The sequence below is a fragment of the Endozoicomonas arenosclerae genome, assembly GCF_001562015.1.
Taxonomy (GTDB): domain Bacteria; phylum Pseudomonadota; class Gammaproteobacteria; order Pseudomonadales; family Endozoicomonadaceae; genus Endozoicomonas_A; species Endozoicomonas_A arenosclerae.
In genome coordinates this window covers 1-17534 of record NZ_LASA01000072.1, presented here as the reverse complement: position 1 = coordinate 17534, position 17534 = coordinate 1, and the positions used below count along the sequence as shown (strand labels likewise).

Annotated in this window: 13 protein-coding genes; 5 read left to right on the top strand and 8 right to left on the bottom strand. The window is 48.9% G+C overall.

Going from position 1 to position 17534, the window contains the following annotated elements; translation table 11 throughout:
* Positions 1-31 precede the first annotated feature (31 nt).
* The 4 genes from WG89_RS10845 to WG89_RS10830 form a co-directional block, all read right to left on the bottom strand.
* Complete coding sequence (locus tag WG89_RS10845; protein ID WP_062265522.1) at positions 32-2116, bottom strand: methyl-accepting chemotaxis protein; 2085 nt, start codon at positions 2114-2116, stop codon at positions 32-34.
* 257 nt (positions 2117-2373) lie between these two features.
* Positions 2374-2919 carry a chemotaxis protein CheW gene (locus WG89_RS10840; protein WP_062265519.1) on the bottom strand — a complete coding sequence of 182 codons (546 nt, stop codon included), beginning with the start codon at positions 2917-2919 and terminating at the stop codon, positions 2374-2376.
* The gene (gene pilH, locus WG89_RS10835; RefSeq protein WP_034835560.1) at positions 2916-3290 is read right to left on the bottom strand and encodes a twitching motility response regulator PilH; all 375 of its coding nucleotides are present in this window, start codon (positions 3288-3290) and stop codon (positions 2916-2918) included. The genes WG89_RS10840 and pilH overlap by 4 nt, the downstream gene beginning before the upstream one ends.
* 227 nt (positions 3291-3517) lie before the next feature.
* Entirely contained in the window at positions 3518-3877 is a 360-nt protein-coding gene (locus WG89_RS10830; protein WP_062265550.1) for a response regulator, read from the bottom strand.
* Positions 3878-4474: 597 nt separating this feature from the next.
* Here WG89_RS10830 and WG89_RS10820 point away from each other — a divergent pair.
* The 3 genes from WG89_RS10820 (at position 4475) to ptsP (ending at position 9168) form a co-directional block, all read left to right on the top strand.
* Positions 4475-5845: a TolC family outer membrane protein gene (locus WG89_RS10820; RefSeq protein WP_172806783.1), complete on the top strand. Its 1371-nt coding sequence runs from the start codon at positions 4475-4477 to the stop codon at positions 5843-5845.
* 249 nt (positions 5846-6094) lie between these two features.
* Positions 6095-6397 carry a PTS fructose transporter subunit IIB gene (locus WG89_RS10815; protein ID WP_062265512.1) on the top strand — a complete coding sequence of 101 codons (303 nt, stop codon included), beginning with the start codon at positions 6095-6097 and terminating at the stop codon, positions 6395-6397.
* Positions 6398-6660: 263 nt separating this feature from the next.
* Positions 6661-9168: a phosphoenolpyruvate--protein phosphotransferase gene (ptsP, locus tag WG89_RS10810; RefSeq protein WP_062265508.1), complete on the top strand. Its 2508-nt coding sequence runs from the start codon at positions 6661-6663 to the stop codon at positions 9166-9168.
* A gap of 8 nt (positions 9169-9176) precedes the next feature.
* Here ptsP and WG89_RS10805 read toward each other — a convergent pair whose 3' ends face one another.
* Together WG89_RS10805 and WG89_RS10800 are read right to left on the bottom strand one after the other, a co-directional pair.
* Positions 9177-10880, bottom strand: a complete 1704-nt coding sequence (locus WG89_RS10805) for a hypothetical protein (RefSeq protein WP_062265505.1) — start codon at positions 10878-10880, stop codon at positions 9177-9179.
* A 23-nt stretch (positions 10881-10903) separates the two neighbouring features.
* Positions 10904-12439, bottom strand: coding sequence for a hypothetical protein (locus WG89_RS10800; RefSeq protein ID WP_153301531.1), 1536 nt, complete (start codon positions 12437-12439; stop codon positions 10904-10906).
* Positions 12440-12716: 277 nt separating this feature from the next.
* On the opposite strand from WG89_RS10800, the gene hslO reads away from it, so the two are divergent.
* A complete protein-coding gene (hslO, locus tag WG89_RS10795; RefSeq protein WP_079253786.1) occupies positions 12717-13640 on the top strand; it encodes an Hsp33 family molecular chaperone HslO in 924 nt (307 codons plus the stop codon).
* A gap of 328 nt (positions 13641-13968) precedes the next feature.
* Positions 13969-15597, top strand: a complete 1629-nt coding sequence (gene pckA, locus WG89_RS10790; protein WP_062265498.1) for a phosphoenolpyruvate carboxykinase (ATP) — start codon at positions 13969-13971, stop codon at positions 15595-15597.
* 133 nt (positions 15598-15730) lie between these two features.
* Here pckA and WG89_RS10785 read toward each other — a convergent pair whose 3' ends face one another.
* Both WG89_RS10785 and WG89_RS10780 read right to left on the bottom strand, forming a co-directional pair.
* Complete coding sequence (locus tag WG89_RS10785; protein ID WP_172806782.1) at positions 15731-15913, bottom strand: oxidoreductase-like domain-containing protein; 183 nt, start codon at positions 15911-15913, stop codon at positions 15731-15733.
* 12 nt (positions 15914-15925) lie between these two features.
* Positions 15926-17203: a neutral/alkaline non-lysosomal ceramidase N-terminal domain-containing protein gene (locus WG89_RS10780; RefSeq protein ID WP_079253782.1), complete on the bottom strand. Its 1278-nt coding sequence runs from the start codon at positions 17201-17203 to the stop codon at positions 15926-15928.
* Positions 17204-17534: the final 331 nt, after the last annotated feature.

The following is a 17534-nucleotide window of genomic DNA, read 5'->3' as shown; positions in this document are numbered from 1 at the left end:
AAGCAGACAAGGCTGCTTCTGCCAGAGCTTATCAGACGGTAATTTCGTCTTCTTGTACTGTATTCACAGCTTCTTCACCTGCTGAAGGCAGACGGAAGCCGGATACAGACTGACGCATTTCCAGGGCCATCTCCGCCAGGTTACCTACCGAGCCGGCTGTTGCAGTGGTACTGGAAGCGGTGCGGGTGGTGATATCCCGGATTGTGGTCATACGCAGGGCAATCTGTTCTGCAGAACCGGTCTGCTTCTTCGCAGTGTTGGAAATGTTGCTGATCAGGTTCGCAAGATTGCTGGATACTTTCTCGATTTCTTCCAGGGCTACACCCGCATCCTGTGCCAGTCTGGCGCCGTTTACTACCTCAGAAGTGGTTTGTTCCATGGAGATAACCGCTTCGTTGGTGTCGGTCTGGATGGTGGATACCAGAGCTTCAATCTGCTTGGTCGCTCCGGATACACGTTCAGCAAGACGCTGTACCTCATCCGCAACTACCGCAAAGCCTCGACCGGCTTCACCGGCCATGGACGCCTGGATCGCGGCGTTCAGGGACAGAATGTTGGTCTGGTCGGCGATGTCGTTGATCAGTGCGATGATGTCACCGATTTCCTGAGAAGATTCACCCAGACGCTTGATACGCTTGGACGTGTCCTGAATCTGCTCACGGATGGTGTCCATGCCTTCAATGGTGTTACGTACCACCTGACCACCGCTGGTGGCGATTTCTACCGAACGCTCAGCTACCTGGGCGGATTCGGTCGCATTCTGGGATACCGTGGTCATGGAGTCGGTCATATCATTGACCGCCTGGGTGGCAAAGTTGATTTCTTCTGCCTGATAGCCGGCCGCTTCGGCGAGCTCCTTAGCTGTACTCTGGGTTTCCTGTGCCGAGGTATCTACTTCTACCGCAGTCTGGTTGATGGTATTTACCAGTTCACGCAGCTGCTCAATCGCCACGTTGATGGAGTCAGCGATCGCACCGGTAAAGTCTTCGGTTACTGTCGCCTGTACGGTAAGGTCACCGTCAGCAAGGTCGGCAATTTCGTCCAGAAGACGCAAGATCGCAGCCTGGTTGGCTTCGTTCTGGGCAGCGGTTTCAGATAGACGGCCACGGGTATCTCTTACGATGGTGGTGGCGATCATGAGCAAAGAGAGCAGGGCAACCACACCGGCAATACTGATTACGGTGTTGTTTACCAGACGTTGGTCAGTCAGGCTTTCAAAGGTATCTACCAGAATAGAAGTCTGTTGCAGCAGTTGCTGGGAGTCAGTGAAGATCTGGTCAGAAGCTGCACGTACCTGGAACAGTTCCGGGGAGGTTTCCAGAATTTCGTCAACGCTACCTTCTACAAAACCGAACAGGTCAGAAATTTCTGCCAGACGGTCAATGGCTTCTTCATCGGTCACCTGACTGATGCGCATGGCCAGGTTGCCTTCCAGCATACCGTTCAGTACCCGTCCAAACAGTTTGGCGTCACGACCAAAGCTGTCAGCAGCCATGATGGAGTCTTCACCCCCTTCCAGTACTTTCGAAACGCTTCGAATAATACGTTCTGCAAGCCAGGGCTGACGCTGTGCCAGGGCGATCTGGTCATTCGGCGCGCTATTCTCAAGAAGAATCTCTACTACTTCATCGTATTCAACCTGCAGCTGGGGAATCGTTTCACCCAGAGTCTTGGCTACTTCGTGCAGGGTCAGTACGGTTTCTTCGGCGGCCAGAATGTTATCCGCTTCGACTTTCAGTTCCGACCAGGCGGCATCGAGCGTTTCAATTTGGGTTGCAGCATTGCTGTCACCAGGGCTCAGGAAGGGAGCAACTGAGAGTTGAGAGTTTTTCAGTGAGGTGAAACGCTCGTCAAATTCGTTACGGGCCTCCCTCAACAGGGCAAAGGCTTCCTCTTTACCGGCTGAGGCCTCGGTAGCACTGGTTGCGATACGCTGGGAGAGTACCCGAAGCTCACCAGCATCGGTCAGGTGCACCTGATCCAGTTCACTTTGCTGGCTGATAAAAATAAATGAGCCGGTGATGACGGAAAGAGAGAGTATTAACAGGATAATCGAGGCCAGAATGGCTCGGCTTGCCCCTGCTCCCTGGGCGTTGGTTGCGATATTGCCTTTCATTATTATGGTCCCCGGTGACTTCTTCGGAATGCTCGCTATTTAAATTGTTTTTATTGGAATACTTTTTACCGTGAATGCTCCTGAGTCACCTGTGGTGATTAAAGAGTTTTTCAGTGACTCAGGTTTGTCATCACCCGAGGATAAAAAATATTTCGTTCAGTCGTGTCTGCTCATGAAAATGCCGCCTTCTGCTACTAGCTGTATAACAGGGACGACAATGACAGGCTTTGAGCTATTCCAGAAGCTCAAAGCTGTTTTTATTCTTTTGCCGCTTTCAGAAAGCGGGCGTCATTCACCAGCAGTTGTGTATTAAATACCATGTAATCTTTATCTTGCTGATAGCGACCGACAGTGAAGGGTTTGACCTCTTCAAACAGGCTGTCAGGCAAGGCATCAGAGAACTGACTGGTGGAGAAGTGGACCATGCCCTGTACTTCATCCACGATCAATCCAACGGATAATTTTCCCTGCTCTACTACCATGATTCGGTTAGCCGCCTGTTGGCTGTCTCGAACCTTACCCAGAAACTCTCCCAGATCTATGATGGGAAGTAAACGTCCGCGTACGTTTGATACACCTTTTGCCCATGTCTGAACACCGGGCAGAGGTGTGGTAGAAGGTACGGGCAATATTTCCGTAACTTCACCAATTTGTACGGCAAACTGCTGGTCATTCAGTGTGAAGCCAACGCCATTCCAGGATTCAACCCGAGTCTGTTTCTCAGGCAGCTCAAAAGCGTTCTGTTTAACCCTGGCATCCAGCTCCACTAGTGCCTCAAAAGGGCTTGTGTGAGCTGTATTCATGCAGATTCGGTTTCCAGAACATTACCCAGTGTTTTAAGCAGGGTTTCTTCACGAATGGGTTTGGTCAGGTAATCTTTAGCACCTTGTCTCATACCCCAGACCCGATCGGTTTCCTGATCTTTGGTGGTCACAATGACGACTGGAATGTGAGAGGTATCGTTACCTTTGGACAGTTGACGTGTAGCCTGAAAACCATTCAGGCCGGGCATGACAATATCCATCAGAACTGCGTCAGGGTGCTCTGCACGGCAGAGTGCTACACCATCGGCTCCATTTTCAGCGGTCAGAACACTGTGACCGTGTTTTTCCAGCATGGCCTTCAACTGGTATAACTCAGTGGGTGAGTCATCAACAATGAGAATGTTTGCCATTATTTTCCCCTGTTACTGCTTTTGCCCAAATCCTCAGGGCCAAGCTTTTTTCATTGTTATCAGCGCTATTTCTTACCACGAAAATACCGTTTTTTCATGGTTGGAATCGGATATTTCCATGCTCAGACTTTGGGAGTGCTTTTATTAAACATTAAATACACCCCGCCAAAACCGGTGGTTCGAAAGCGCAGTACATGTTTATACCAGATCTTGTCCCGTTTTTCTTGTCAAACTGTCAAAGGGCAGTAGTCCCTTATTGCGCTCAATAATTCATCTTTGCTGAAAGGCTTGGTCAGGTAATGGTCGGAGCCAACCACCCTGCCTTTTGCCCGATCAAAGAGGCCATCCTTGCTGGACAGCATAATGACAGGGGTTTCACGGTAAGAGTTGTTGTTCTTGATTAATGCACAGGTTTGATAGCCATCCAGGCGGGGCATCATGATATCAACGAAAATAATGTTGGGCTGGTTGTCTGCAATTTTTGCCAGGGCATCAAACCCGTCGGTGGCTGTTACGACTTCACAACCTTCTTTTTTCAAGAGTGTCTCTGCGGTTCTGCGAATCGTCTTGCTGTCATCAATGACCATGACTTTAAGGCGATCCAGGGTAACAGCACCATCATTATGACTTGAAGAAGATGCAGCGTTTGACTCATAGCTGTTCATGCTTTTGTCCATACACACTCTGATCACCTGGAATCGGGTCCCTAGACTTCAGGTGTTTTTTTATTGTATCTGCCATGAAGATACTGATCTTCCTGTAATTTGGATGAACAGTGCTTTCCGCTCATGGCTGTTTTTTTTCTTTCCTTTCCCAATCCTGATTGGGAAGACAAGCATTGATGACTCAAAGCTGTTCTTCAGATCCGGTAGCACCGCTCTCGAGGAATGTTACTCATTCACTTAATGGGGTGCCATGTTCAGGGCTTTGCGGATCAAACCTCAGCGGATGCCGAGATAAATGCGTTATTTTCTGTCTTCTTGCCCCTTTAATACGTTCCTCCCGAAATAGCGTTATTTCAGTCAGACTCCCAAGCCTTTTTAACACAGTTCAACGGTGAATGACCAGATGATGAGTGGCTCAATAGCCTGACAAATTGCGGGATATTTGACTAAAGCCACAACTTTGGAAGCCGATGTATCGGGAAATAATCCAACTGAACTATCTGGCAGACAGGGATGCTCATGAAATTTAGTCCGATATCGTCTTTAGGGAAAATGTCATTACTTGACGCTTCCCGGAACTTCTTACTGGCTGGAGTACTAGCCGGTAGCTCTCTATTTAGCTCCTCTTTAATGGCTGAGACTCTGAGTGAAGTCATTAACAAGGCTTTGGCTGAACACCCTCAGGCTCAGGCCGGGCTAAACAGGTACCGCGCCGCAACAGAGAGCATTGATGTGGCCTGGGGAGCCTGGTGGCCATCCATCGATATCACTACCGGGATCGGTGGTCAGAAGAAGAGCTATCCTGACGATCAGCCTAATGAGGCCCTGGGTGATAAAAGCTTTACCCGAAAAGAGGCATCATTTTCGGTTCGCCAGAATCTGTTTTCAGGCTTCAATACCAGCAGCAGTGTTGCTCAGTCCCGGCACAGCGCAGCCGCTGAATATTTAAGGCTGAGAAACACACTTCAGGATCTGGCTCTGCGCATTGCCGATGTCTATCTGAAGGTTCTTGAAAGAAGGGATCTGGTCGAGCTGGCTGAAGAAAATCTGGAAGTTCACAACTCTATCCTTAAGCAGATTGCCCAGCGTGCACGTCAGGGTGTTGCCAGAAGCTCAGATCTGGATCAGATCCAGGGTCGGGTAGCCAGAGCGACTGCAAATGTCATCAATGCTCGCAACAACCTTATGGATGCTGAAAGTGAGTATCACAGTCTGGTGGGCTCCATGCCGGGTGATCTTGAGCAACCTGGTTCTTACAAGCTGAACATTCAGGAAAGTTTTGATCAGGCGCTGCAAGCCAGTGTCAGCAGGCATCCGGGCATTCTGGCAACTGAGCAGGAAATCAAGGCGTCTGAGTCTCAGGAGTCAGCCACCGACAGCAGTTATTTCCCAACACTGGATATTGAAGTCGATAAAAGCTGGAGAAATAATGCCGACGGTCAGCTGGGTACCCATGAAGACACCACTGCTATGTTAAGGCTTCGCTATAACCTGTTCAGGGGTGGTTCTGACAGGGCTCGCTCCAAGGAGAGTGCCTACAGAACGGAAGAAAGCAGAGCCCAGCGCGACAGAATGCTGCGTAATGTTGAAGAAACCCTCAGGCTGGCATGGTCTGCCTACGAATTTATAGGTGAGCAGAAGCAATACCTTCGTCAGCATGAAGAGTCCAGCAAGAAGACGGTTAAGGCTTATCGAGAGCAGTTCAATATTGGTAAAAGGACCCTGCTTGATCTGCTGGACAGTGAAAATGAGCTGTTCCAGTCCAGTCGCAGTCTGACTACAGCGGTCTATCAGGAAGCGTTTGCTCGTTACCGGATTATTGCTGCCACCGGCGAGCTGCTGGAGAAACTGGAAATCATCCTGCCTGCAGATTGGCAAGAGCAAGAGTAAATCTCAGACCCCAGGCACCAGAGTTCATAGCTCTGGTGCTCAATCGATCTAACAGCTCACCTTGTAGTCCTGATCAATAATTTCCCACTCTTTAAATCTTCTACTAGCCTTATTGGGTCAAACAGCCTGCTATAAGCAGCAGAATGCTGAGAAATCTTCCTGAGACCATTAATAAACAGAGGGAAGAGCTTCTTAATGGTTAACAAATGGGCTGTTCCACTGGCAAAAGTGGTTCCAGAGGATCAATAAATGAAAATAGTCGTTGTAACTGCCTGCCCAACCGGTATTGCTCATACCTATATGGCTGCCGAGAAACTCACCGAAGCTGCACTCAATCAGGGACATGACATCAAGGTAGAAACCCAGGGGGCTATGGGTATTGAGAATGAAATCACTGTTCAGGATGTAGAAGAGGCGGATGTTGCGCTCCTGGCGGTGGATATTGCGGTAGACGGAGAGGAGCGTTTCAGGGATTTAAGGGTTATCAAAGTGCCTGTCTCTGAAGCGATTCGGAATCCGGAAGCGGTCATGGCCCAGCTAGGTCAGGGATAAGGCTGGCTTCAGTTGTTCTTGTCTGAGACCGGGCAAGAAACTGATTGATTTCGAGGTGCCTTCATCCTTGCCAATACTGTAGCTCTCAGAGGCTCTGAAGCTTGAGTGTTGGCTTATATCTGTTTCCTATGTACATGCAGTGAAATTCTGAAGAGGTTTGTTTCATGCTGAGGAACAGCTTTTAAACAGCCCGAAGACCGACAGTACCGTGCTGAAGCGTGATAAGGACAGAAAACAATGACAATGCTGAGGGCCCCGGGGTAATGAGTTGTAAGGAATTTATTTTTACCTGTGAGCTGCTGAATGGGTTGCATGCCAGACCGGTGAGTTATCTGGTCAAAGAAGCCAATGTTTTTGAATCTGACATGGTGTTGGAGAATCTTCGCAGTGGCAGGAAGGCCAATCTTAAAAGTCCACTTTCCCTGATTGCTGCTGATATTGCTTACCGAGATGTCTGCCGGATAAAAATTGCCGGTCAGGATGCCGTTGAGGCATTTCGAAGAATCAAATCATTTGTTTTTAAACACCTTCCTGAGTGCGATGAGTTGCTTCCGACCGTAAGAAATTCAGGGGTGTTACCTCCTTCACTTAGAGCTTTAAAAATGGAGTTTTGTCGTGGCCAGGCCACAGGTGAGGGGTGGGCTATTGGTGAGCCCGTTTGTCTCAAAGAGTATCGCTTCCTGCCTATTGAAGATCGAGCTGTTTATGCCGGAGTGACTGGTGAACGTCTCAGGCTGCTGGGGGCTATTGAGCAGGTTCAGGAGGCATTACAGAAATCTGTTAAAAATGCTGAACTGCTAGCAGAGAGAGAAGTTTTAAAAGCACATTTGCAATTGGCTGGTGACCCCGATTTTAAAGCCCGGCTTCTGGATCATGTCGATAATGGTTTGTCGGTCTCTGAAAGTATTGAAGCGACGCTTGAGCATTTTGCCAATGCGTTGGAGAGCTCCCAGAGCAGTTACCTGAGGGATCGGGTGATAGATATTCGTGACCTTTGTGATCAGATTCTGCGTCTCTCTTATGGTTCTGGCAGGCTCTACAGTCCGGATGTATTGCAGAAAAACAGTATCTGTCTGGCAGATAATCTGACACCCAGTCAATTTATGGGTCTTGATAAAAGCCATCTCAAGGGGTTGGTGCTCGAATGCGGGGGTAAGGCTTCTCATACTGTTTTGCTGGCTCAGGCTCGAAGTATTCCTGTTCTGGTAGGGGTTGAAGGGGCTCGGGAATTGATGAAGCAGGCGGATGAGGTAGTTCTGGATTCTGGTTTGGGCCTGTTAATTGCCAACCCTCCTGTAGAAGCACTGAGATACTATCAGCAGGAAGAAAAACGATCTCGCGCGCTCAGTGTGCGTTGTGCTCCTTTTGTTCAGGGAGTAGCCAGAACATCAGATGGGCAAAGGCTGGAAGTGGGGGCAAATATTATTGGTCAGGAAGATGCTGAACTCGCTTTCAAGTCCGGTGCCGAAGGTATTGGTCTGTTCCGAACGGAAATGATGTTTATGGAACGAACACAGGCCCCGGGACTGGCGGAGCAAGTGGCCACTTACAACGCTGTTGTCAGGGAGGCTGAAGGGCGTCCGGTGGTGATCAGAACCATTGATGTCGGGGCAGACAAACCGGTCGATTATTTCAATCTGTCTGAAGAGCAAAACCCGTTTTTGGGCTATCGGGCCGTCAGGCTATACCCTGAATTTCTGGAATTGTTCAAGGCGCAGGTAGAAGCTGTGCTCAAGGCTGCTGTTCATGGTTCGGTAGGATTACTGATTCCGATGATCAGTTGTGTTACTGAAGTGCGATGGGTCAGGGAAGTGATTCAGGAGGTAGAAGATGAGCTAAGGGCATCAGAACAGCAATACGGTGAGATTCGATTAGGGATCATGCTGGAGGTTCCTTCGGTATGTTTGATCATTGACCAGCTGGCTCAGTATGTCGATTTCTTCAGTATTGGAAGTAATGATCTGGCCCAATATTTCCTGGCGGCAGATCGTGGAAATGACAAGGTGGGTGATCTTTACCATTATCTGCACCCTTCATTTTTAAGGCTGTTGAAGAGTACGGTCAGAGAGGCGCACCGGCACAAGAAATGGATCGGTCTTTGTGGTGAGATGGCATCCGACTCAGACATTCTTTCCCTGCTGGTGGGGTTAGGGCTGGATGAAATCAGCTTGCCAGCCCCGTTGATCCCGACAGTAAAAGAAAAAGTCAGTCATTTGAACAGTGTGCACTGCAGAGATTTGCTGGATCAGGCTGTGAATTGTGAAGATATTGATCAGGTCACTACTTTGCTGAAGCAGTCCCATAGTAGTCTGGCGCCTCGTCCAGTGTTCGATACTGCCATCATGAAGCTGGATTATGATTGCCTGTCCAAGGAGGAGGCTATCAAGGAGTTGGTGGATATGCTTTTTCTGGATGGTCGTATATCCGATAGTCGACTTCTGGAAGAAGCCGTCTGGAAACGCGAAGCGGTATATTCCACTGCTCTGGGGAACGGCATTGCCATTCCTCACTGTCAGTCCGATCTTGTCTACAGTCACTCGGCGGGTGTTTTAAGACTGAAAAATCCCATTGAATGGAACTCAGTGGATGGAAAGCCCGTTGATACGGTTTTTCTACTCGCAGCCAGAGAGTCCGGCAGTAACAATGAGCATATGAAAGTTCTGGCAGAGCTTGCACGCAAGTTGGTAAATGACAACTTCCTGAGTCGAATCAAGTCATCTCCTGATCCTGAAGCTCTGGCAGAGTTTCTTGAAGAGCACCTCGAAGTATGAAGTGCTTTTCATACCCACGAATCATCCCACTTATAAAGGCTTTTCAGGTGTTCGTAGCCGAGCATCCAATCTTTCTGCCGCTTGAACGCACCGGGTTGGGAGGGAGGGGCCGAGAGGCTGGTTTCATCATCAAACTCGACAGGTTCGTCTGCAATGTAAATAGTGCAGTCGTCGGTAAGTTCACCTTGGTCTTCCAGACCACTTGTCCAGCAATGACACAGATGAGCAAGGTCGTGTGAAATTTCAAATGCACGTTCATCCCACTCATCTTCGGACATGGATTGTTCGAGCATCTTGTACGTCTCAAGATCCTCAACATCTATTCCGTCATTGAATCGAGTCATCTCAAGTCTTTCAATATCTCTCACAATCGCAGCGGTAAGGGTGTCGTACAGTGCTGTATTGGGCTTTCCAGTCGCAGTATGGCTGCTCTTCTGACTACCGGCAACATCGTTGGCAATGTACTCAGCAACGGCTGGGTGGACTTCAAGATCAATTAATAGTTTCTGGCAGCGCCTTCTTTCGGTATCACTGCCGTACCCTTCAAGAACTTTGGAGGTATTCGGCAGAGTGGAAGCCAGTCCCACTTGATAGGCATAAACGGCTTCTTTGGGAAACAGGACGGCTGATGGATGTCGATGTTTTCTCATAAAATTCATGAGAAGCGGAAACAGTAAGGCTTTCCTTGCAGAGTGGTCTGAACCCTGACATTTATGACTGGTTTGACCTGGAAGCAATGCCAGAGGCGCACCGACAAAAGCTTCGCCTTCGAGTGGGTTACCCTGCCTTAAGAGAATGGCTTTGTCTCCCGAAACATCAAAATCTTTAGGGCCCGTGCCAGCTTTATAAAATTCGGCTTTATGGAGTTGAAGAGCAGTAACGGTTGGGTCTTTTATCCGGGCCAGTGCCTGATCTTCTTTTCTGACAGGCTGTCTGGGAAGAGGCGGTGGAGGTACGCTGAGGTCTATCAGCTCTTCATCATCAGGCTGGCTTGTTACAGGTGGTTGCTTTGGCAGAACGTAGGAACCTGGCTTATGGCTATTGGGCCTGGGGGGCGGAAAGGGTTCCGAGAGTTCTGGTGGTTTATGCAGTGCCGGAAGATCAATGCGAATGCCTCTCCCTTTCAAATCGGGTTCAGGCAGAGGCTGCTGCATCTCTACAAGCGTTTGCTTGAAATTTTCCAGTTTGCTTTTGGCTTCGGTGAGATCCTTTTGAAGGGCGGCTTTGCTCTCTGGAGTATAAAATTTATTGACTTCATTAAACGTTTTAACCAGTGATTCCCGAAGTGCTTTGGATGCTTGTGGGTCCATCAGCCCTTCATCGGCCGGGATGATGTTCGTCATCTTACCGTTGCTGCCAACATGAATGACCAGCAATGGAGCTCCAGCACTGTTGGGGATGCCTGACGCAATATGCTGGCTCAAGCCCGCTGCAAATGTGGACAAAGTTTTACGGGTTTCAAGTGCTTCTACCCTGAAGCTCTGTTGGATGTAATTGTTTCTGGCCTCTTCCGGGGTTTTGGGGGCAGGCGTTGTAAAAGGAGTTGGTGCTGTTGTGGATGTTTTCCGATCACCCAGAGACGTTTTTGACTGATGACCGCTTCCCTTGGGGGTATGGGGCTTGGTTTGATCACCTGACGGTTTGTTACTCCCTCCCGGAGGGACAGTCCCATGGGCAGGAGGTTTGTTGGGGCCGGGAGGAGGTATGCTCATAGTATTCTTCCGTTGATAACCGGTCAGACGTCATGCTCGAGCTGTACTTCCTTGATCGTATTCTGATCCGGAGTGATTTCGTCAAAGTAATCCTTGATACCGGCTCGAATGGCCTTAGCTACTTCCACCTGATTGGAGTCAGGGTGACAATAAGTATCTCCGCCAAATGCACAGGTGCGCAGTACCGGCAAAACAGGGTGGCCTTCTTCTGAAGCCCAGTGGTTATATTTGTTTTGTGTGGCGATCAGGTTCTTGGCAGTCACTCTTACATTTTCAAGAAAGTCATCCTTGTCATCAAAGCTATCAGATGTGCCGTCCGGTGGTACCACATAAATCATGGCACGGTTTTTCTTGATACCTTCCGGGCAATTTTCATCCCTGAATACGCTGACAAGAACCGTTCCCTGATTGTCTGGTTCTCCACTGACATGTCCATAAATGGCCATCAGAGGTGTGCGGTCAGTGTATTTTGGGTCGGCAATAACATATCCGGATGCGCCCTCATCAGCGGTGTCATTCAGGAAATCTATTTGTGCCTGTTCTATCTGAACATTTTCTTGTGATGAGAACGCCTTACCAAATTCACCATTAATGCCTCCGGCATTAACACCGAATTTAAGATCTGTGGAACCGGCATTAACAGAGGCGATATTACCTATTTTCCCATGATCAGCCTCAGTATCCTTTGTCAGGTAGATATCTGAGAAGACACCTCCTTTGTTCGGAGCTAGTTGGTAGTAGCTCGGCAACTGAGTAGATTCAGAAACCGGAGGAGAGGGCGGTGCGACTGGTTTTGGGGATACTGGAGGTGGCATGCGCCTGGAGGCATCTTTTGGAATCAGCAAAAACTGACCTGCGCCACTCTTCTGCTGGGGTGTTTGGCCAGGATTAAACCTTTTTGCTGGAGCTTGAGCGGTAAACTGGTTTTCATCAATCACCAGAGTAATTTTTGGAATGGGTGGCTTTGGAACGATGCCGCCCGCCTCTGTAATGGCTTTACCTATACGACCTAAGTCTTCTGTAGTGTTTTCCATCTGCTCTCGGAGGGCGCGTCTCTCTTCCGGACCGTTCTTTTGGTCAATAACAGATAGTTTTTTTTGCAGAGACGTTCTGAGTTTGACAGCCTCTTCGGAGTCGGGCGGCACATCAGGGTCTGGCGGCAAAACGGAGGTCATCTTGCCGTCTTTCACATAAACAATTTCAAAAGGCAGATCATCCTGGAACTGAGATGGATCCTGAAGGCGTTGCTCCAGATGGGGGATGAAGTTCAGAAAGTCATACTGAGCCTGAAAAGAAAGAACCCTGTTAAATTGCTCATGATATTGGTGTTGGAGCGCTTTTAATGGGTCTAGTTGTGGCGTGACTCTTGTGGGTGCAGTACTGCGTGTGCCAATGGGAGTATCGGGAGTTTCACTCTGACCTCCCGGAAGTGCATTGGGCTGGGTACGTGGTGTTACTCCCCCTTTGCCTTGTGTAGGGGGGTGCTGAGGCTTAGTCACACCTGGTATGTGTGACCCCGGAGGCCCTGAAGGAGGTATGCTTCCGCTGCCTGTTGACATGCTTTTTTCCCGAATCAATTGACTGTAGAGAGCATTTAGCTACCTCACTCTTCTTGCTTGAGGTGACGTAATGCTCTTCTTCGCTCATGGCCATTTAACCTATTGCCTTGTTATCGGTCAGTAAAAGCAACAAATGAGATGTGGTTACGAAACCGCTATAATGACGGGTTTCATGTATCCGGCATCGTTTGCAGGTCTCTGGCAGAGCCTGGCAGCACAGGCTGGGGATAGGTTTCAGCGCCCGAGCCTGAAGCGAAAGAAACACATAGAGCCGTTGATGAGTACACAAGATACCGCCCTGAATGAAGAGGCCAGCGCCGTGAGCCAGAAAGACTGTGCCCAGCGTTTTATTTTTGAAAATGCAGACCTTCGTGGAGAGATCGTCTCTCTGAGCGACAGCCTGACTGAATCTCTGGCTGCTCATAACTATCCGGTCAACGTCAAGGCGTTGCTGGGTGAGCTGGTGGCTGCCGCTGTTTTACTGAGTTCCACGTTGAAGTTTGAAGGCATTCTGAGCTTGCAGGCGAAAGGCGATGGGCCTTTGTCACTGCTGATGGTGGAATGCACCGACCAGAAAACCTTCCGGGCTTTGGCTCGCTGGGAAGAAGAAAATACGGACAAGCTGACAGCAAAAGGTTTATCCGGCCTGTTGGGCAATGGTCAGCTGGTTCTGACAGTTGACCCTCATAAAGGCAATCGATATCAGGGAATTGTGCCCCTGCATCATGAAACACTGGCTGATGGCCTGAATGATTACTTCAAGCAGTCTGAACAGTTACCTACCCGCTTCTGGCTGGCCAGTAATGGTGATCAGGGCTGTGGTCTTCTGCTTCAGGCGCTGCCGTCTTCCATACAAAATGACGAAGCTGAGCGTCAGGAGTCCTGGAGCCGTATTGCCATGCTGGCTGATACTGTGACCGATGCCGAGATGTTGGAACTTGAACATGAAGAACTGTTGCTTCGTTTGTTCCACGAAGAAGAAGTTCGGGTATTTGACCGAGAACCAGTAGCTTTCAGTTGCAATTGTTCTCGTCCGCGAAGCGCAAAGATCCTTGCCAGCCTGGGGCAGGAAGAAGCGGAGTCCATGGTGGCTGATCTGGGCAAGATCGATATGGGTTGCCAGTTCTGTAGCCATACTTATACGTTCACAGCGCAGGATGTTGCTGAGATCTTCCGGGGTAACCAACCCAAGACCCACTGATTCTGTCTTCCGGCCGGAGTTCCTCCGGCCAAACTTCCCTTCTATTGACCTCTGACAACCAGCGCCCTTCTATAACCTGATATTTTTCTGCTGGGGTGTTTGTTCTTGTTTCTTTCGGGCGATTTCTGTTTTCTGCTGTTAAGAAACAGGCAGTGGTGAGACCTTAAAGCTGGCCAAACCTTAGATACGTCAAACTTTTACGGATAAATAGGCCACTTATGCGTTTATCTGGGCCAATATATCCCCTATCATAGGCGCCGCTACACCGCTTATCATAGAATCACAAATACGAACATAATAACTTCCTGGAAGCTTAGGAGAGCTCTAAATGGCAGAAGTTGGCGCAAAAGTTGAGCTGAACAAAGATGCTCTGGCCAGTCTTGGGATCAAAGACGTAGCGGAAATTCTTTACAATCCGTCCTACGAGCTTCTATTTGAGGAGGAGACACGTCCTGAGCTGGAAGGTTATGAAAAAGGCGTAGTGACTGAATTGGGAGCGGTTTCTGTTGATACCGGAATTTTTACCGGCCGCTCTCCAAAAGACAAGTACATCGTTAAAGACGATACTACCCGCGATACTCTCTGGTGGTCAGACCAGGGCAAGAACGATAACAAGGCGATTACCCAGGACGTTTGGACTGACCTGAAAGGTCTTGTGACCGAGCAGTTGTCTGGCAAACGTCTGTTTGTGGTTGATGGCTTCTGTGGAGCCAATGCGGAAACCCGCCTCAGTGTGCGCTTTATTACTGAAGTGGCCTGGCAGGCTCACTTTGTTAAAAACATGTTTATCCGTCCTTCAGAAGCGGAATTGGAAGGTTTTGAGCCTGACTTCGTAGTAATGAACGGAGCCAAGTGCACTAATCCAAACTGGCAGTCCCAAGGTCTGAACTCTGAAAACTTTGTTGCATTTAATCTGACCGAGCGTGTTCAGATCATCGGTGGTACCTGGTACGGCGGTGAAATGAAGAAAGGTATGTTCTCCATCATGAACTACCTGTTACCGCTCAAGGGCATTGCGTCCATGCACTGTTCAGCCAATGTCGGAAAAGACGGCGATGTTGCTGTATTCTTTGGCTTGTCCGGAACCGGTAAAACAACACTGTCTGCTGATCCAAAGCGTGCTTTGATCGGTGATGACGAGCATGGTTGGGATGATGACGGCGTCTTCAACTTTGAAGGAGGCTGCTACGCCAAAACCATTAACCTGAGCAAAGAGAACGAGCCGGATATCTACAATGCTATCCGTCGTGATGCCTTGCTGGAAAATGTGACTGTTCATGAAGGTGGCACCATTGATTTTGATGATGGTTCCAAAACCGAGAACACCCGGGTTTCCTACCCTATTGAGCATATCGAAAACATCGTCAAGCCTGTTTCCAAGGCGGGTCATGCCAAGAAGGTTATCTTCCTGACAGCCGATGCTTTTGGTGTTCTTCCACCGGTATCCAAGTTGACACCAGAGCAGACCAAGTACCACTTCCTGTCAGGCTTTACAGCCAAACTGGCAGGTACTGAACGTGGTATTACCGAGCCAACTCCGACTTTCTCTTCCTGCTTTGGTGCTGCGTTCCTGACCCTGCATCCTACCAAGTACGCTGAAGAGCTGGTTAAGAAGATGGAAGCCAATGGTGCAACCGCCTACCTGGTGAATACTGGCTGGAACGGTACCGGAAAGCGTATTTCCATCAAGGCGACCCGTGCCATCATTGACGCCATTCTGGATGGCAGCATTGACGAAGCTGAAACCATTACAGTGCCGTATTTTGGTCTGCACGTGCCAACACATGTTGAAGGCGTGGAAGACGGTATCCTGAATCCTCAGGATACGTACGAGAACAAAGAAGACTGGAATGGTAAAGCCCGCGATCTGGCCGATCGCTTTATCACCAACTTCAACAAGTTTACGGATACGGACGAAGGTCAGGCTCTGGTAGCTGCTGGCCCTTCTCTGGACTGATGTAAAAGGAAACTGCCGTATAAGTGATCATCTTCAATGATGACTTGCGGCAGCTTTCTGCTTTGAAGCATTTACCGTTCCTTTTGGGGCATAAATGCTTCTTTCGTTTTATGCCAGAATAAATCCAGATCACTTATCGATAGACAGAATCATTTTCGCTGCTCTGTTCAGAAGATGTTTCCAAAGGTTGCTTTCCTTCCTGCTCAAGCCAGAGGGAGAGTTGGTCGTGATAGTAATCCCATACACAAGGGCAACAGCCCCCACCACAGCAATCATCGTCTGCAGGTCGTTCCGGCTTTTTAATTTCTGGCATCATTCCTTCCAGCACTCAACGAGTTATTTGGGTTTGTAATTGGCTGCCCAGACATTGCTTCAACAATCGATCGATGGCATTGGACAATTCTGTTCCAAAGCGAGGGTTCAGGTTGAACGTTTCTTCATAGCCGTCTTTTCTGCCCACATCGTCTTCAGGAATCAGATAGCCCAGACTGTCGTGAGTCAGGCTGAAGATAGCGCGATCATAATCGGGTACTTTCGCCATCAGGGTCTGGCTTAATTGAGTCACAGGCTCGCCAGGTACTGACATAATGACAAGCTTGTCGAGCACCAAAACTGATGCTGTGGTTGTCAGAGTGGTGTCTGTCAGTGAAGTCCAGTCAATGGTGCCATTGTTTAACCCTTTAGTCAGGGCAATAACCTTGAGGTTATCGACTTCCAGAGGCAGAGGCTCTCTGCAGTAAGCTAAATGACTATTCAGCACTCTGGATTCCTTATTAGCCTGAATGACCGTGCGGGCAATAAGGTCCCCGTATTCTTCAGCAAATTCAAAGGTGCGCACGTCGTTGGGTTTGCCATCAAGTGATGGCAGTACATCCCCCAGGGAACCATTAATGAATAGTGCTTTTGTTCCCAACTCTTTCTCTATCTGGTTGCGTGAAAAGTTTACCCAGTCAGATGTGACTGCAAGGTTATCCTTGTCCAGAGCGACGGGATGGGAGCCAAATGAAAACAGTAATGCGATGGGTTTGCCATCGGTTCCGGTGATATTGAGGGAAAGGACCTGAGGGATAATATCGCTGCTTTTTAAACGTCGATTATACCCTTTGCCTTGGTTGGAGAGTCCCAGCATCAACCTGGCTGGCTTGCTGTTGGCTGCTGCGGCCTTTCCGGATTTTACGACACGGTTGGTAATGGCGTCAGCCTGTTTCTCATCGATACTGCCCCAGATTCCCTGCAAATCTATGCTGCTGTGAGTGTGTGTGGCCGAGAGTAGAATGTTCTCTTCAGGTAACTGTAATTCAGAAGCCAATGCTGTTCGCAGCCGATTAGCCAATGTCTGGCTGTATCCAACGGCATCAAGGCTGACAATCAGTACAGTGTTTTTTCCGTCACTGAGATAGAGTGAGCGAGCAAAGACATCATCATGAATCCCGGAAGCCTCACGATTACCCAGTACTCCGTAACCGGCTAAAAAGACCTTTCTTTTATCAGTCAAGTCTTCCGATGTCACCAGAGGCTCACTGGCAAACCCTGCCATCCACGCCCAGCAGGGTGATGTCATCACTGTTAGAAAGAAGGCGAGTACAGTCGTTCTATTTATTTTCATGTTCTTTGGGCGTATCTCATCTGAGGGTTGAGTCAGCCAAGTCCTAAAAAGGAACTATTGTAGTCAGTCAGGACTTAATTTTAACGTTGAAGTCTCTTCCAATATAAAATGAGCCTGAACAAAAGCCCGGTTTCCAATACGAACTGAGCCTGTAAAGGTCCAGGATGTCGTTCATGATGAGAGGATGAAGATTATCATGAACACCAAACTCATCAAGACCCTGGATCAGGTCAGCGACTTCCTTGAACATGTCCCAGACATAGAACCTGGCTGGGAGTCTAAAGATGAGTGTTACCGATGGATAGAGTTAACTCTCAGTCATTTCCGTTAC

Excerpts from the sequence above, each read along its gene's own strand:
- WG89_RS10780 (WP_079253782.1), bottom strand. The coding sequence starts at position 17,203 with ATGAAAATAAATAGAACGACTGTACTCGCCTTCTTTCTAACAGTGATG.
- WG89_RS10820 (WP_172806783.1), top strand. The coding sequence starts at position 4,475 with ATGAAATTTAGTCCGATATCGTCTTTAGGGAAAATGTCATTACTTGAC.
- WG89_RS10830 (WP_062265550.1), bottom strand. The coding sequence starts at position 3,877 with ATGGTCATTGATGACAGCAAGACGATTCGCAGAACCGCAGAGACACTC.
- pckA (WP_062265498.1), top strand. The coding sequence starts at position 13,969 with ATGGCAGAAGTTGGCGCAAAAGTTGAGCTGAACAAAGATGCTCTGGCC.
- WG89_RS10785 (WP_172806782.1), bottom strand. The coding sequence starts at position 15,913 with ATGATGCCAGAAATTAAAAAGCCGGAACGACCTGCAGACGATGATTGC.
- WG89_RS10815 (WP_062265512.1), top strand. The coding sequence starts at position 6,095 with ATGAAAATAGTCGTTGTAACTGCCTGCCCAACCGGTATTGCTCATACC.
- WG89_RS10800 (WP_153301531.1), bottom strand. The coding sequence starts at position 12,439 with ATGTCAACAGGCAGCGGAAGCATACCTCCTTCAGGGCCTCCGGGGTCA.
- ptsP (WP_062265508.1), top strand. The coding sequence starts at position 6,661 with ATGAGTTGTAAGGAATTTATTTTTACCTGTGAGCTGCTGAATGGGTTG.
- WG89_RS10845 (WP_062265522.1), bottom strand. The coding sequence starts at position 2,116 with ATGAAAGGCAATATCGCAACCAACGCCCAGGGAGCAGGGGCAAGCCGA.
- pilH (WP_034835560.1), bottom strand. The coding sequence starts at position 3,290 with ATGGCAAACATTCTCATTGTTGATGACTCACCCACTGAGTTATACCAG.
- WG89_RS10805 (WP_062265505.1), bottom strand. The coding sequence starts at position 10,880 with ATGAGCATACCTCCTCCCGGCCCCAACAAACCTCCTGCCCATGGGACT.
- WG89_RS10840 (WP_062265519.1), bottom strand. The coding sequence starts at position 2,919 with ATGAATACAGCTCACACAAGCCCTTTTGAGGCACTAGTGGAGCTGGAT.
- hslO (WP_079253786.1), top strand. The coding sequence starts at position 12,717 with ATGAGTACACAAGATACCGCCCTGAATGAAGAGGCCAGCGCCGTGAGC.